The following is a 14,262-nucleotide window of genomic DNA, read 5'->3' as shown; positions in this document are numbered from 1 at the left end:
CCGCCGGACAGAAAAATCCCGCCTGGCGGAATGTCTCCGGCAGACGGGATTTTTCTGTCTGTTATACCATTAATAATAAGATGCGTTGATACTTCCTGTGTTGAGATAAGTAATGCAGTAATAGTAGATCCTCTTGAATGTCTTTGTTGTGTAGTGAAGTCCATCATCACTGTCAGCGTCTGTGCCATTGTAGGAAGCATTGGTCCCGTAGCCTTTTTTCATAAGTACGCTGTACATATCGATGTACTTGTAATCCAGAGAAAGACCGGAACGGATCTTGCTGTTGAATTCTCTTACCTGTGCCTCTGTACGGGCGCCTCTTCCTGCTTTTGTGATCATGGTACTGTTGATCGGGTTTACAGACATATAAAAGAGTTTACAGTTCTTACTTTTCAATGTGGATGCGATACTGGTCATATAGCTGACATAATTGCCTGCATTTCCCAGGTCATTGACACCCAGATTAAAGATAACGGCGATCGGTTTGGAACCTTCTGTTTTGTCGATCTCTTCTATAAGCTGTGCATATCCTGTATCTCGGAACCAGCTCAAGCCCTTTCCTGGGTTTGCAACAAAAGAAACCCCATTTGTTACAGAACTGCTCATCTGTTTTTTCAGTGTCGCCTGTATTCCTGCAGTACGGGAATCTCCCACAAAAATAACCTTACTGTACATCATACCGATCGCCGGATGAGCCATCTCATCGGAGCTGATATCCTTCTCCAGTGCACGGTTAAATACTGTCGCATACAGATTGGTGTTTTTGTTGATCCGCAGAAGTTCGCCGGCTTCATAATCCGGATCTGTGGAAGAACCGGTCCGTCTGGTCTTAGACCAGCCCATAAACGTATAACCTGTCGCATTGGATACAGATGGGAGCTTAAGGTAACCGCCCTTTCCAAGTGTTACTGTCTTCCATACGGTTCCGTTTGCCTTGCGGAGATTTACTTTTACTGACTGCATCTGTACGGAATAGTATCTGATATTACCGGAGATTTTAATCTTCGTTCCTACTTTTTTTGCAGTAGATGCCTTGCCGTTCTTTGCTATTGACCAGCCAAGATTTACATATCCCGATCTGGATGGAACTGCAGGCAATGTGTAATATGTACCCTCTTCTACTTTTTTCTGCAGCTTCTTATATGCGGAATTGGTGCTTCCATTTCCAAGATAGAAGTTTACGGTATAGTATCTGCTCTTTCTGCGGACCGCATACAGAGTCATATCTTTTCTGACCTTTACGCGGGCACCTGCTTTATATACTACCTTACTGCTCCCCTTCCGTGTAGTCCATCCGAGATTCTGATATCCCACAGCCTTGGGTACTGCCGGAAGCCGGATCGTAGTATTTAATGTCACGTTCTGTGTCAGTGCGGTATACGTCTTACTTTTGCTGGTACCTGAATTATTATTGAACTTAACGGTATAAACAAGCTTCGCCGCCGACACCTTATGCGATGCAGCCGGCACAAAGATCAGTGCAGCTGCCACAAGTGCCAGCAAAAGCCATTTTATCCGAAAGGCCTTTCCGGTTTTTTCTCTGTTTTTCATATAAACAAACTCCTCCTGAAATACATATCCATCCCCGGGTGCCTCCGTACTTTTTTACAGAGTATTGATAAATCTCATAAATGCATCCCTGCCCTCTGGTGTGCATTTATAAACACCGGCATCCTCCAGTACATGAACAAATACATTGCCCACTTCCCTGCGAAGGACTTCCTGGATATTATCTTTATCAAGTTTCTCATATTTTGGCAGAAATTCTGCAACCCATGCAGCATGTTTCTCGATTTTCTCATTGGAAGCAATGTCCCTGCCGCTTAAAATGTATTCTTCAAGAAGCTCCAGCTCTTCTTTCAGACGTGCCGGAAGAACAGCGAGTCCCATAACTTCGATAAGACCGATATTCTCTTTCTTGATATGATGATAGCATGCATGCGGATGATAAACCCCCAGCGGATGCTCCTCTGTTGTGATATTGTTACGTAATGTCAGATCCAGTTCAAAGGTATCTCCCACTTTACGTGCGATCGGTGTGATGGTGTTATGCGGCTCTCCGTCTGTTTCTGAAAAGATAAATGCAGCCTCATCCGTATATCCTCTCCAGCCTGCCAGTACATGTGTTGCCAGATCGATCAGTCTCGTCTCGTCTTTGCTGCGGATACGCAGTACGGAAAGAGGCCATTTTACAATGCCGGCTTCCACATCTTCGTATCCCGGGATCGTCACATGCTTTTCAATCTCTGCCTTCGCCATGGCAAAGGTGTAATGCCCGCCCTGGAAATGATCGTGGCTGAGGATAGAACCTCCTACGATTGGAAGATCCGCATTGGAGCCAAGGAAATAATGTGGGAACAGCTTTACAAAATCAAACAGCTTGATAAATGTATTTCTCTCGATCTTCATCGGAGTATGCTGACTGTTAAATACGATACAATGTTCATTGTAGTAAACATATGGAGAGTACTGGAAGCCCCATGGACTGTCATTGACGGTGATCGGGATGATCCTGTGGTTCTCCCTTGCCGGATGATTGACTCTTCCTGCATAGCCTTCATTTTCCGGACAAAGCAGACATTTTGGATAGCTGCTGGATTTTACCAGCTTGGCAGCTGCGATAGCCTTTGGGTCTTTTTCCGGCTTGGACAGGTTGATCGTGATATCGATCTTGCCATATTCGCTGTCTACTGTCCATTTCTGATCTTTTTTTACGCGATAACGTCTGATATAGTTACTGTCCTGACTCAGCTTATAAAAATAATCTGTAGCTTTTTCCGGATCTTCTTTATAAGCATCCCAGAATTCTCTCTGTACCTGGGCAGGACGCGGCATCAGACAGTTCATCAGTTTTGTATCAAAGAGATCTCTGTACACAATACTGTCCTCGATGATGCCCCTCTTTACAGCCTCATCAAGAAGTTCGTTCAAAGTCTCCTCAAGATTGATTTTAGCATACTCTGTCTCCGGTTCTGTATATTCGCTTTCCCCAAAGGCATCCAGAAGGAGATTGGTTGCATAAATTCTTTCGCATTCCGGAGTAATACCACTCTCCACCCCATACTGTACCAGTTTTTTAATACTTTCACTTAACATTGATTTTTCCCCTTTCCTGTCGCGCTTTCCCCGGAAAACAGGAACTTTTTTCCTGTTTTCCGATTTATGCCAAACGGGAACTCCCGTCTTGCCATCCTGCTGTAACCCCATGGCCTTCATCCGGCCTGCTCTGTAAGCATCATTCTATGACGTTTTCTATATAGGTGAGAAATACATTTCCGGCACTCTCAAACAGCGCTGTACTGTCATTCATTCCATACGGGCTGATCTGCCCTGTTGCCGGATCATAAAGATAGGTATTATATTCATCATAGCCTACGATCACCACACTGGAATTTTCTCCTGTCTTGGCGATCACCGGTCTCTGGGCACTGACCTCATAAAGAACATTGTCAAGAGTGCAGCCGGTCAGATCGATCACCGTTCCCATATCACCAAGGCTATCCTGAAGTTCTTTTTTCTTCCAGTTGGCTGTACGTATACTTTCCGGTACATCCTCTATATTCATCTGGAGCTTTGTTTTTTTGTTTCCACGTTCCCAGACATACTGCTGCGCACGGTTAAGTACCACTCCAGTCTGCGCATCCGCGCGTTTCACAGCTGCAGCCGGATCGGTATAGATACGGTCAAGAGAACCATATGCATAAACATAATAAAGTTCTCCCTGTGGAACGGTAGTATCCAATGTTACCGATGAGTCTTCAGTACTCTCGATCTTGGAACAAACAAGCAGCGGACTGTCTGTCTCCGGTTTCTGGGTCATGGTCAGGCGGATCAGCGTTCCTGCACGGTTTGTAGTGATCAATGCTACATCTATCTGGCTTCCGGATGCTTTTTTGTTATTCATGATATTGTCCTTTTTCTGGACTGTATAAGCATTCCCGGATTTTGCAGAAAGTTCAAACTCCATCATGGTACTGCCAACCGTTACGTTGGTGATATAAAGGCCATCCTGACGATACTCTTTTTTCACCTTTCCTTTAAAGCTTTCAATGCGGAATGTACTGATTCCCTCTGTTTCATGTCCGTTGGCATCCGTAAGAATGTCTTCATCGGAAAGGATCCCATATACCAGATCTTCATTCATAAATCCCAGAGCTCTCAGATTTTTTCCGCTTTCCGGCGAAATATCTCTTGTTTTCAGAGAATCAAATTCAATTTCCCGGATCTTCCCTGCATCATCTCCGGATTCGATCAGCCATGCTGCATGTGCCTTGGTATCTGACACAACAAAATGGTTCTGTTTGATTCCTTCTTCCAGAACCTGTGAGGTTCCTGTCTCAATATCTACCTGATACAGCTTCTGTGCAAACAGCAGAAACAGCTGATTGTTTTTGTTTACATAAGTGAGTGTTCCAAGATCTTCCTTCAGGAACTCGTAGGATTCTGTACTTGGTATGAATACTTTTTCTTCCACCACATTACGGTCGCTGTTGTAGTGATAAACACAGACACCGCTGTATCCCTCGTGAACACCACGGTTCATGTAACCGTACAATACAAAGTCTACATCCCCGTTATCTGCCACTCGGATGATCTTGATATCATGTTCGTTGCGCACATATCTGGAATCGTTATCTTCCTCTTTGCGGAAGCTGAAGATCCTTGTGATCTTTCCGCTGGACGGTGCATAAGACCAGAGATCCCCATCCTGCTCAAAAGCAACGATCTTTCCACTGCTGTCTGAAGCATAGGTGACATTCTTGTCACGGACACCCAGAAGCAGGCCTGCATCGGAAACTACCTTCTGAGACGGATCAAATACCTTCGTTGCAGAACGTTTAAAATCCAGCAGCATGATCCTTGTTTCTGTATAACGCATACGGTAAAATTCCGTAACATCATAAATTTCGGTTTTACCCTCATCATCCTGTGCGGAAACCTGATAATCCAGCGTGATACTTGCAGTCGTTTCATTGATATCATCGATCAGCGGAACTCCTTCCATGTAGAGCTTCGGAGAAAGGGATCCCCAGCTGATATTGGAAAGTCCAGAACTGATGGAAATATTATTGTAATTCGTTCCGCCGGAAATATCCTCCGCTTCCAGATATCCGGTCAGCGTATCTGCCTGTTCCTTGTCCAGACACTTTGTGGAAAAATCCTTGACAAACTGAAGATACGCTTCTGTATTCAACTGGGTTCTGGAAACCACTCTTGTATAGTAGTAGACTTCCCCCTCACTGGTATCCAGCGTGATCTGCATGGAATACTCCTGGTTCATGCGAAGGTCACTGCCGATCTCAATCTCTGTACTTAAACAGCCGTTGTCCTCTTTCGTGAGATTCTTGATCTTACGGTTCTCCATAACCTTGCTTCCGTCTGAAGTCCGTACCTCATAAGCAAGCCCTGTTACTGTATCAGCATATGGGTTGATCTCAAAAGACACTTTTTTGGTCGTATCCAGCGGAGTAATACTTCCTCTCATGAAATCGGTCTGCATCTGCTGTCTGTATCCATACATCTTATTTGCCTGGGTACTTCCGATCTTTACCATAACCTCTGGAAGTGTGGCATCGTTCATATCTGAGCGGTTATCTGTAGACTGACTGTTCATCAGAAATGAGGTCCCGGCTACTACTGCCACAAAGATCACCAGCAGTATCGCTCCCTTACGTAGGATCTTCATCATGTCATTCTCCCTTCTGTGAGGCTGACTCTTCCGGATAAAGAAGCCTATCCAGGGTAGGAGCCACATGAAGAGCCTTCATGGTATCCGAAAAACTGTCCCTGCTCTTTTTCTTTCCGGTTTTTACTGCGCGGATCAGAATATTCTTTGGTGTATGTTCCATATCGATAAATTCAAGAAGCTGGGTTTCATATCCTTTGCTTTCCAGAAGCTCAGCACGAAGACCATCTGTGATCAGAGCTGCCATTCTTTCCTTCAGGATCCCATAACGCATAACAGGCTGGAGCATTTCGTTTCGGATCTGACGATTCAGTTCATGCTGACAGCATGGAACAGACAGGATCACCTGAGCCCCCCATTCCACTGCCTTGGCCAGAGCGAAATCTGTTGCTGTATCGCAGGCATGAAGTGTCACCACCATGTCCACAGAAGAAACGCCTTCGTACCCTGCAATATCTCCCTGGTAAAAATGCAGCTTGTCATAACCATAAGATCTGGCCAATTCACTGCAATGCCGTATCACATCTTCCTTAAGATCCAGCCCTATGATGTTTACATCAAAACCCTCCAGTTCTCTGAGATAATAATACATAGCAAAAGTAAGATAGGATTTTCCGCAGCCAAAATCCAGGATCGTGATCTCTCTGTCTTTAGGAAGCTTCGGAAGGATATCCCTGATAAACTCCAGAAAGCGATTGATCTGTCTGAACTTGTCATATCTGGAAGCAACGATCTTTCCATCCTTTGTCATAACTCCCAGATCCACCAGAAACGGAGCTGCCGTTCCCTCTCTGAGAATGTACTGTTTCACCCGGTTATGAGGAGCGATCTTTATCTTCTCATTCTGTGCAGGCCCGTGTTGTTTTGTTTTGATGGTTGCTTTCCCTTTCTTGCTGATAAGGATACTTCCATCCTGACTGCGTCCGGTTGCCTGAAGCTGACGAAATTCCTCCATGGCATGCTCCAGATAAGCGATCATCTCTTCCCTGGTAAAATTCTTATGATAAACCTTCGTCCCTTCTGTCATGGACGCCTGGTAAAAAATCTGACCCTTCAGCTCCACAGGACGAAGCTTCACCTTGGAAGGTCCCTCGCCAGTCCTGCGGCCACTGACAACAGCCTGTATCAGCTGTTCATTAATCTGTTCTTCTAAAAATTCCCTTATTGTTTTCATCATACTTCCATTATATTCACTTTTTGTTTTATTGTATATGGACAGATGTTGTGCGAACCAGTTTTGGTCGCTTCTGCCAGTATCACTGTATCGTTCATGGGTAAACCGCCATTTTAATACTCAGTGCGGAAACATTTTCTGCACCTTTTCCTCCTGCATCTTCGTCTGGAAATCTCCTGATACACCAGCACTTCGATCAGATCATCCAGGAACCCTCCTGGAATCTCCTGTACACTGGTATCTCCTTCCATCTGTCCTTTCACCTGGTGACAGATGTGATAGAGCATGAAACGATCCGGATATTCATCATACAGCCGGCTTCCCTCATAATCCAAAAGCTGACACTGTGCTTCCGCTTTTTCCTGGATCCTTCGGGCTGTATCCGGATAGTATGATCTCATCAGATCAAATTCCTTTTCCTGTTCTCTCTCTTCATTATAAAAACCAGGACTTCCCTGTGTAGCATAAAACGGATAAAAATCTGGATAGATCATAACTCTTCTGCTGTCCTCTCTCTGCTATCTCTTACAGTATATGCAGAAGAAAAATGACGGTTCCCTCCAAAGTTCCGATCAGGCCATCCGTTTCAGCATTCCCTGGGTCAGACGTACGCTGTGCTCAATTGCAAGCTTTTCAAAAGCCGGATAATCCATGTTTGCACTATTATCTGCTTTATCTGAGATAGCACGGATGATCAGGAATGGAATCCCGTTAAGAGCTGCTGCCTGTCCGATCGCTGCGCCCTCCATCTCAACAGCATAGGCGCTGAATTCCTTTACAATATTATCTTTTACACCCTGATCACATACAAACTGATCTCCGGAAGCAATTCTTCCTTCAAAAACCCTGATCTCCGGATTTACTTCCTCGCATACATCATGTGCGATCTTACGAAGGCACTCATCTGCCTGGAAGGAAAACTCTTTCATCTGCGGGATCTGTCCCTTCGGATATCCGAATCCGGTTGCATCCATATCATGATGAAGAACATCTGTGGAAAGTACGATATCTCCAATATTGATATCATTGTTAAGGCTTCCTGCGATACCGGTATTGATCACCGCTTCCACCTGAAAGAGATCTGCCAGGATCTGGGTGCACATGCCGGCATTTACCTTACCGATCCCGGACTGTACCACAACTACCTTCTTTCCTTCCAGAACACCCTCATAAAAATCCATTCCGGCTCTGGTAGTAATGGATACATTCTCCATAACCTCTTTCAGTCTTGCTACTTCCTGTTCCATTGCTCCTATGATTCCAACACATTTCATGATCTGTAAATCCTCTCTTTCAATATGATATCCCGCTGAATTTCACAGTTTTTTTTCGTTCAGCAGTATCTTTTTCTTTTTCTACATTGTTCATTATAACAAATTTTATTTTTTATGGAAACTTTTTTTGAGAGATGCTATAATCGATAAATAAACAGAACAGGAGGTAACCAGAATGGTTTATAAGACAAAAGGCGTCTGTGCTCAAGGAATTGAGTTCGAGATCGACGATAATAAAAAAGTTCACAATATCAAGTTTACAGGCGGATGTTCCGGAAACACACAGGGTGTTGCACAGCTTGCAGAGGGAATGGATGCAAATGAAGTGATCTCCCGTCTGGAAGGCATCCGCTGCGGATTCAAACCAACTTCATGTCCGGATCAGCTTGCAAAAGCCATCCGCCAGGCATTGAACGAAGGCTGATCTCACATAATCTTATTTTGTATATCGTATTTATCATCACCCTGCGAAAAATTTCCGCAGGGTGATTTTAGAATGATCTGACAAAATAATTGTTTCAATGTTATCTTTGTTATCCGGTTAAATGTCCGTTCTATCCCACTTGTCACACAGTGACTGGATATCTCTTGCAAAACGATCCAGATCTTTATTGGGGCAACCTTCATTCTTCCGGATCACGGACATCAGGCGACGTCCCATAGCCAGCAGCTTCTCATATGCACGGGCAGCCTTGGTTGTTTTCGGCGAAGCAGTTGCCTTTACGATCCGAACACCGACAGCCTCATGGATACACCGGTTCTCCAGAAGATCATATTCAGTTCCACTAAAGGGTGCTGTTGCATCATACCCAAGCTCTTCTTTAAGCCTCTGGGCAAAAATCTCCGTCACCGTATCATCACCATGCGTAACAAATACGTGTTTTGGTCTCGTCTCAAAGGCTTTCGCCCATTCTATAAGTCCGTTTACATCAGCATGACCGCTGATTCCCGGCATTTTGCATATTTCAGCAGCTACCTGCACAGTCTCACCAAACAACTTCATCTCCACAGCACCTTCCAATAATGCCCGTCCCGGAGTTCCGATAGCCTGGTATCCAACAAAAAGAATGGTATTTCTGGGATTCCACAGATTGTGTTTCAGATGATGTTTGATACGACCAGCATCACACATACCGCTGGCGGAAATGATCACCTTGCAGTCCTCATCAAAATTGATAGCTCTGGAATCATCGGTAGTAACGGAGGTCTTCAATCCCTGGAAGGATAACGGATTGATACCTTTATTCAAAAGATCCATTGCTTCCTCATCATAGCAGGTATATGCATTTTCACTGAAGATCGTAGTTGCCTCATTGGCAAGGGGACTGTCTACATATACCGTAAAACCATCATGGCCGTGAACCAGTCCCTGTTCTTTGATCTGTCGGATAAAATACAGCATTTCCTGAGTACGGCCTACTGCAAAGGACGGGATTACCAAACTGCCGCCTCTGTCAAAGGTCCTCTGGATGATCTCTGCCAGTATTGCCGGATAATCCGGACGTTCTCCATGACTGCGGTCTCCGTAGGTAGATTCCATCACAACATAATCTGCCTCTCGGATATATACCGGATCCCTGATCAGCGGCTGATTGATATTTCCGATATCGCCGGAAAAAACGATCTTTTCTGTTTTGTCCTCTTCCGTCATCCAGACTTCAATACTGCTGGAGCCAAGAAGATGTCCTGCATCCACAAATCTTACTTCGATTCCCTCTGCCGGTTTGATGATCTTATCATATGGGCATCTGACGAAGTTCCGGAGCACACCCATGGCATCTTCCATCGTGTATGCAGGAATAAATTCCGGTTTTCCTTCTCTCCGCCCCTTTCGGTTTCTCCACTCAGCCTCGAACATCTGGATATGTGCGCTGTCACGAAGCATGATATCGCAGAGATTACAAGTTGCCTCTGTCGCATAGATCGGCCCCTGATAGCCTTTTGCATACAAGGCCGGAAGATTTCCGGAATGATCCATGTGTGCATGTGTCAGAAGCACAAAATCCAGATCACCCGGAGCCACCGGAAGCTCCTTATTTTCATAATAATCCGGTCCCTGCTCCATTCCATAATCCACCAGAAACTTCCGTCCTGCCGCTTCCAGATAATAACAGCTTCCAGTCACCTCATGCGTAGCACCGATAAATGTTATCTTCATGCACAAGCCCCCTTTTCCGTCCCACGTTCTGAAATTTCCATATCAAAAAAGCCTGAAGGATCTCTCTGTGATATCCGATCGTCCAGAAACGCTGTGATATACAATTCCAAGAAGAAATAATCGACTTTTTGTTTATTAACGGTTTGTTATTGTATTTATTATACACGAAATATATGTTTTTTGACAGTCTTTTTGTGAAAAATGTTTCTTTTTTTAAGGGGATTTTTTTAGATTTTTTGATATTATTCAGAATTTTTAGACATTCCCCAGCGAAGGTAATGTAAAGTTTACTGGATTTTTTATTTTTTTTGGGGGAGTGGCATCGCTGGGGGGTGTGTTATTTTGTTGATTTATTATTTTACAAGAATACCATTGGTTAAGGTTGTGGTTGATTCTTTACTGCCATCTTTAGCTGCGTGATAGCCTCGTACACGGTAGTAATAACCCTTTGGTACGATTACCGTAAGATCTTTAACTAAATTACTTGCGTTTGATGCTGTAAAACTCCAGCTTTTATATGTAGAATATGTTCCATTTACCTTTCTTTCCAAGTAAACATCCAAATAAACTTTACTGCATACATGATGGCACTGAGTTATTCCAGAGATTCCAACTTTATTACTTGCCATCTTTTTTATCGTTGTTGTTCCAAAACTTAAGTTATTGCCTCTAAGAACACTGTAAGTCGTATCCTCTGCATAATCTCCATCCGTATCTGTTTCCACTGAAAAATCATCTGATAAGCCTTCTGCCATTGCAGGAACTACAAATAATATACTGCAGCAACATGCCAAAAACAACATGCTTATTATTCTTTTCATTTTCTCTTTCATATAATGCCTTTCTCCTTTAAACTTTCATTACATTATATATACGATGAAAAAAAAACATTATCTCGTCAAAATTTTATATTTTTGATTAATTTTATAAACTCCTTTTCTTCCATTTGGGATTCTATTTGATAAAATTCTGTGGAATTATTCCAATATGCAACATAACTGGCTTTCTTATCTCCTTTAGCCATTATTCTTTTCACCTGAATGCTCGCTTCTCCCTCCGGTAATTTGATTGTTTCTATTTCTTTTCCATCTAAACTCGCACCAGTACTTTTGGTTTCCTTATCATATTTATTAATATATAATGTCATAATTGTGTCATTATAATCATACTGCAATAAAGCATATTCAAAATCTTTACTTATATTGTAATCTTTGAATTCAAGTCCCTCAGGCCGATATAAAAAGCGTGGAATATCAACACTTAACTCTTTTTCTATATCATCAATTGCCTTTTGCTCATCTTCACATTCTTTCTCATTCGTTCTATCATTATCTACCACAATCTTCGTATCATGTCCAACCCAATACCTCACAGAATCAATAAAATACCTCCTGTTCGCCTGGCTGGTCATGCTTGCGGCGAAGATACCGGCTGAGCATACAAGTACTGCTGCCGCTACGCGAGCTGCTTTATGACTTTTCTTTTCGGGCAGATAAACGATTTTTACATTCTCTTTATGATCATCAGTTTTAATACTGTCAGTTTCGTCTTCTTTGTAAACACCATCTGCTTTCAGTTTTTCTACAAGCCTCTGATAAGCAGCCTTTGCCTCCTCTTCTGTTTCTCCATCATCAGGAATCACTCCATCTGGAAACAGGATTTTTTCCATCTCTTCGGTTTCTTTTTCATATTCTTCTGCCAACCATTTTTTCAGTTCGGCATCCCTGAAATTTTCCATTATTTTTCTCCTGTAATCCTATCTTTCCTTGACAATTCCTCCGTTAGAGTTCATATTTAATGATAGTATATGACTATTCAGGAGGAATCCAAATGAAACACATCGTACTTACCGGCGGTGGTACTGCCGGACATGTAACTCCAAATATTGCCCTGATTCCAAAGCTCAGGGAGCTTGGTTATAAGATTTCCTACATCGGTTCCTACGAAGGAATCGAAAAAAAACTGATCGAAGAACTTGGAATCCCATATTATGGAATCTCATCCGGAAAGCTGAGACGTTACTTCGATCTCAAAAACTTCTCTGACCCGTTTCGTGTACTGAAGGGATTCAGCCAGGCCAGAAAGATTCTGAAAGAGCTGAAACCGGACGTTGTTTTTTCTAAAGGCGGTTTCGTTACGGTTCCCGTTGTGATCGCGGCCAAACGTTTAAAAATCCCCGCATTAATCCACGAGTCCGACATGACTCCAGGTCTTGCCAATAAACTCTGTCTCTCTTCTGCATCCAGAATCTGCTGTAATTTTCCTGAGACAGTCGCCAATCTTCCAGCTGACAAAGCAGTTCTTACAGGAACTCCGATCCGCCAGGAACTTCTTTCCGGAAATGCGGAAAACGGTCGTAAATTCTGTGGTTTCACTGCTGACAAACCGGTACTTATGGTTATCGGTGGTAGTCTGGGAGCTGCTTCTGTCAATGATAATGTCCGCAAGATCCTCCCTGAACTTCTGAAGGAATTCCAGGTTGTTCATCTCTGCGGAAAGGGAAAAACCGATGAATCTCTCAACGGTACTGCCGGATACGTCCAGTATGAATATATCCAGGACGAGCTTCCGGATCTGTTTGCCATGGCTGATATCGTGATCTCCCGCGCAGGCGCTAACGCAATCTGTGAGATCCGCGAACTTCATAAGCCAAATCTTCTGATCCCGCTTTCTGCCAAAGCCAGTCGTGGTGACCAGATCCTTAACGCTCGATCCTTCGAACGCCAGGGCTTCAGTAAAGTGCTGGAAGAAGAGGAGATTACAGAAGAAAAGCTTCTGGAAACCATCCGCCAGCTCTATACCGATCGTCAGAAATATACAGATGCTATGGCAGGAAACGGCCAGGTAGATTCCATCAGTAAGATCACTGATCTTATTGAAGAATGCGCCAGAGCCTGACTATATTTCCACAACAGCCATATGAAAACTCTGCCACTCCCTTCCGGGCTGGCAGGGTTTTCTTTTATTCGTATACTTTGCGAAATTCTTCCTGCAGCCAGCGCTTCGCTTTATATATCCTGTTATTGACACCACTTTTCGTCAGACCATATTCTTCTGCAACTGTTTCAACGGAAATCTCCAGATATTTGACCTGAATTAAGATCTCATAATTTATCGGCTGTTTCTTTCGAAATCTTCTCAGCACCATATACATAAATTCTTTCTTCTCTTTACGCAGAAATACCTCTTCCGCATCGACCGAATTCTATTCTTCCAGAAATGCCGCAACTTCTTCCTGACAGACAAACTCATGCTTGGAGCTTGATTTCTTTATATAATCCAAAGCCTTATTCATAGATGCCCTCTTGATCAGAGAAAACATCATCTTTTCATTATCAATATTCAGGCCATCCTTTATAGTATACATTTTGTAAAGTACATCCTGACTGACATCATCAGCAATGCTCCAGTCATGGAGAACCCCATACGCATACCCTCTGGATATTTTTCGGTATTTAAGATAAAACTCTTCAAATGTCTGATTATTCATTTTTCCTCTTTAGTGGCTATTTGTCATTCTTTAATTTTCTTTAAGATTTCATCTCTCACCTCATCGCTGAGTTCTCCGGGTTTCCAGGTTAAACCAACACCATCTCCCTCATATCTCGGAATCAGATGCATGTGAAAATGAAACACAGTCTGTCCTGCGATCTCTCCATTGTTCTGCACAACATTAAATCCATCACAGTTCAGTGCATCTCTCAGCTTTCCTGCCATTTTTTTAGCCAGGATCATTGCTTTTCCGGCAGTCTCATCCGGAAGTTCATAAATATTCGCTGCATGCTTTTTCGGCAGGATCAATGAGTGTCCTTTGCTTGCCGGTCCCAGATCCAAAATCACGCGAAATTCCTCATCCTCATAAAGTGTTGCTGATGGAATCTCTCCATTTGCGATTTTACAAAATATGCAATCTCCCATTATTTTGTCCTCCTTGTTTGCAAAATTATTTTATCTATATTCTTATTTTGTC

14 protein-coding genes are annotated in these 14,262 nt (G+C 43.3%); 2 read left to right on the top strand and 12 right to left on the bottom strand.

Features of this window, described 5'->3' with window-relative positions; all coding sequences use genetic code 11:
- Positions 1-69: 69 nt before the first annotated feature.
- The 6 genes from DMI82_RS05555 to DMI82_RS05530 form a co-directional block, all read right to left on the bottom strand.
- Positions 70-1,551, bottom strand: coding sequence for an InlB B-repeat-containing protein (locus tag DMI82_RS05555; RefSeq protein ID WP_110102760.1), 1,482 nt, complete (start codon positions 1,549-1,551; stop codon positions 70-72).
- A 54-nt stretch (positions 1,552-1,605) separates the two neighbouring features.
- On the bottom strand, positions 1,606-3,096 hold the full coding sequence (gene galT, locus DMI82_RS05550) for a UDP-glucose--hexose-1-phosphate uridylyltransferase (protein WP_110102781.1): 1,491 nt from the start codon (positions 3,094-3,096) through the stop codon (positions 1,606-1,608).
- A 139-nt stretch (positions 3,097-3,235) separates the two neighbouring features.
- A complete protein-coding gene (locus DMI82_RS05545) occupies positions 3,236-5,689 on the bottom strand; it encodes a hypothetical protein (RefSeq protein ID WP_110102759.1) in 2,454 nt (817 codons plus the stop codon).
- Position 5,690: 1 nt separating this feature from the next.
- Positions 5,691-6,860 (bottom strand): class I SAM-dependent methyltransferase, encoded by a 1,170-nt coding sequence (locus tag DMI82_RS05540; protein WP_015525637.1) that lies wholly within the window; start codon positions 6,858-6,860, stop codon positions 5,691-5,693.
- A gap of 113 nt (positions 6,861-6,973) precedes the next feature.
- Complete coding sequence (locus tag DMI82_RS05535; protein ID WP_015525636.1) at positions 6,974-7,354, bottom strand: hypothetical protein; 381 nt, start codon at positions 7,352-7,354, stop codon at positions 6,974-6,976.
- A 78-nt stretch (positions 7,355-7,432) separates the two neighbouring features.
- Entirely contained in the window at positions 7,433-8,134 is a 702-nt protein-coding gene (locus DMI82_RS05530) for a 5'-methylthioadenosine/adenosylhomocysteine nucleosidase (protein WP_015525635.1), read from the bottom strand.
- Positions 8,135-8,309: 175 nt separating this feature from the next.
- On the opposite strand from DMI82_RS05530, the gene DMI82_RS05525 reads away from it, so the two are divergent.
- The gene (locus DMI82_RS05525; RefSeq protein ID WP_110102758.1) at positions 8,310-8,558 is read left to right on the top strand and encodes a TIGR03905 family TSCPD domain-containing protein; all 249 of its coding nucleotides are present in this window, start codon (positions 8,310-8,312) and stop codon (positions 8,556-8,558) included.
- Between the two features lie 117 nt (positions 8,559-8,675).
- Here DMI82_RS05525 and DMI82_RS05520 read toward each other — a convergent pair whose 3' ends face one another.
- The 3 genes from DMI82_RS05520 to DMI82_RS05510 all read right to left on the bottom strand — a co-directional run bounded on the left by DMI82_RS05520 (position 8,676) and on the right by DMI82_RS05510 (position 12,030).
- Positions 8,676-10,292, bottom strand: a complete 1,617-nt coding sequence (locus DMI82_RS05520; RefSeq protein ID WP_059086203.1) for an MBL fold metallo-hydrolase RNA specificity domain-containing protein — start codon at positions 10,290-10,292, stop codon at positions 8,676-8,678.
- Between the two features lie 353 nt (positions 10,293-10,645).
- Positions 10,646-11,125 (bottom strand): DUF6147 family protein, encoded by a 480-nt coding sequence (locus DMI82_RS05515; RefSeq protein ID WP_015525632.1) that lies wholly within the window; start codon positions 11,123-11,125, stop codon positions 10,646-10,648.
- A 65-nt stretch (positions 11,126-11,190) separates the two neighbouring features.
- Positions 11,191-12,030, bottom strand: coding sequence for a DUF4367 domain-containing protein (locus DMI82_RS05510; RefSeq protein WP_015525631.1), 840 nt, complete (start codon positions 12,028-12,030; stop codon positions 11,191-11,193).
- A gap of 92 nt (positions 12,031-12,122) precedes the next feature.
- Between DMI82_RS05510 and DMI82_RS05505 the strand changes: the two genes are divergently transcribed.
- Entirely contained in the window at positions 12,123-13,190 is a 1,068-nt protein-coding gene (locus tag DMI82_RS05505) for an undecaprenyldiphospho-muramoylpentapeptide beta-N-acetylglucosaminyltransferase (RefSeq protein ID WP_092072263.1), read from the top strand.
- 64 nt (positions 13,191-13,254) lie between these two features.
- Here the strand turns inward: DMI82_RS05505 and DMI82_RS05500 are convergent, their stop codons facing one another.
- Genes DMI82_RS05500 through DMI82_RS05490 form a run of 3 tightly spaced genes read right to left on the bottom strand, consistent with a single transcriptional unit; the run spans position 13,255 to position 14,210 of the window.
- Complete coding sequence (locus DMI82_RS05500; protein WP_092072266.1) at positions 13,255-13,446, bottom strand: hypothetical protein; 192 nt, start codon at positions 13,444-13,446, stop codon at positions 13,255-13,257.
- 51 nt (positions 13,447-13,497) lie between these two features.
- Entirely contained in the window at positions 13,498-13,782 is a 285-nt protein-coding gene (locus DMI82_RS05495) for an RNA polymerase sigma factor (RefSeq protein WP_110102757.1), read from the bottom strand.
- Between the two features lie 23 nt (positions 13,783-13,805).
- Positions 13,806-14,210, bottom strand: a complete 405-nt coding sequence (locus DMI82_RS05490; protein WP_015525628.1) for an HIT family protein — start codon at positions 14,208-14,210, stop codon at positions 13,806-13,808.
- Positions 14,211-14,262: the final 52 nt, after the last annotated feature.

Source organism: Blautia sp. BCRC 81119 (genome assembly GCF_003184505.1).
In the GTDB taxonomy this organism is placed as follows: Bacteria; Bacillota; Clostridia; order Lachnospirales; family Lachnospiraceae; genus Blautia_A; species Blautia_A fusiformis.
This window is presented reverse-complemented; position numbering and strand designations above follow the sequence as displayed.

Coding starts and splice junctions, on each gene's coding strand:
- DMI82_RS05510 (WP_015525631.1), bottom strand. CDS start 12,030: ATGGAAAATTTCAGGGATGCCGAACTGAAAAAATGGTTGGCAGAAGAA.
- DMI82_RS05520 (WP_059086203.1), bottom strand. CDS start 10,292: ATGAAGATAACATTTATCGGTGCTACGCATGAGGTGACTGGAAGCTGT.
- DMI82_RS05555 (WP_110102760.1), bottom strand. CDS start 1,551: ATGAAAAACAGAGAAAAAACCGGAAAGGCCTTTCGGATAAAATGGCTT.
- DMI82_RS05525 (WP_110102758.1), top strand. CDS start 8,310: ATGGTTTATAAGACAAAAGGCGTCTGTGCTCAAGGAATTGAGTTCGAG.
- galT (WP_110102781.1), bottom strand. CDS start 3,096: ATGTTAAGTGAAAGTATTAAAAAACTGGTACAGTATGGGGTGGAGAGT.
- DMI82_RS05535 (WP_015525636.1), bottom strand. CDS start 7,354: ATGATCTATCCAGATTTTTATCCGTTTTATGCTACACAGGGAAGTCCT.
- DMI82_RS05500 (WP_092072266.1), bottom strand. CDS start 13,446: ATGTATATGGTGCTGAGAAGATTTCGAAAGAAACAGCCGATAAATTAT.
- DMI82_RS05540 (WP_015525637.1), bottom strand. CDS start 6,860: ATGAAAACAATAAGGGAATTTTTAGAAGAACAGATTAATGAACAGCTG.
- DMI82_RS05530 (WP_015525635.1), bottom strand. CDS start 8,134: ATGAAATGTGTTGGAATCATAGGAGCAATGGAACAGGAAGTAGCAAGA.
- DMI82_RS05545 (WP_110102759.1), bottom strand. CDS start 5,689: ATGATGAAGATCCTACGTAAGGGAGCGATACTGCTGGTGATCTTTGTG.
- DMI82_RS05490 (WP_015525628.1), bottom strand. CDS start 14,210: ATGGGAGATTGCATATTTTGTAAAATCGCAAATGGAGAGATTCCATCA.
- DMI82_RS05505 (WP_092072263.1), top strand. CDS start 12,123: ATGAAACACATCGTACTTACCGGCGGTGGTACTGCCGGACATGTAACT.
- DMI82_RS05495 (WP_110102757.1), bottom strand. CDS start 13,782: ATGAATAATCAGACATTTGAAGAGTTTTATCTTAAATACCGAAAAATA.
- DMI82_RS05515 (WP_015525632.1), bottom strand. CDS start 11,125: ATGAAAGAGAAAATGAAAAGAATAATAAGCATGTTGTTTTTGGCATGT.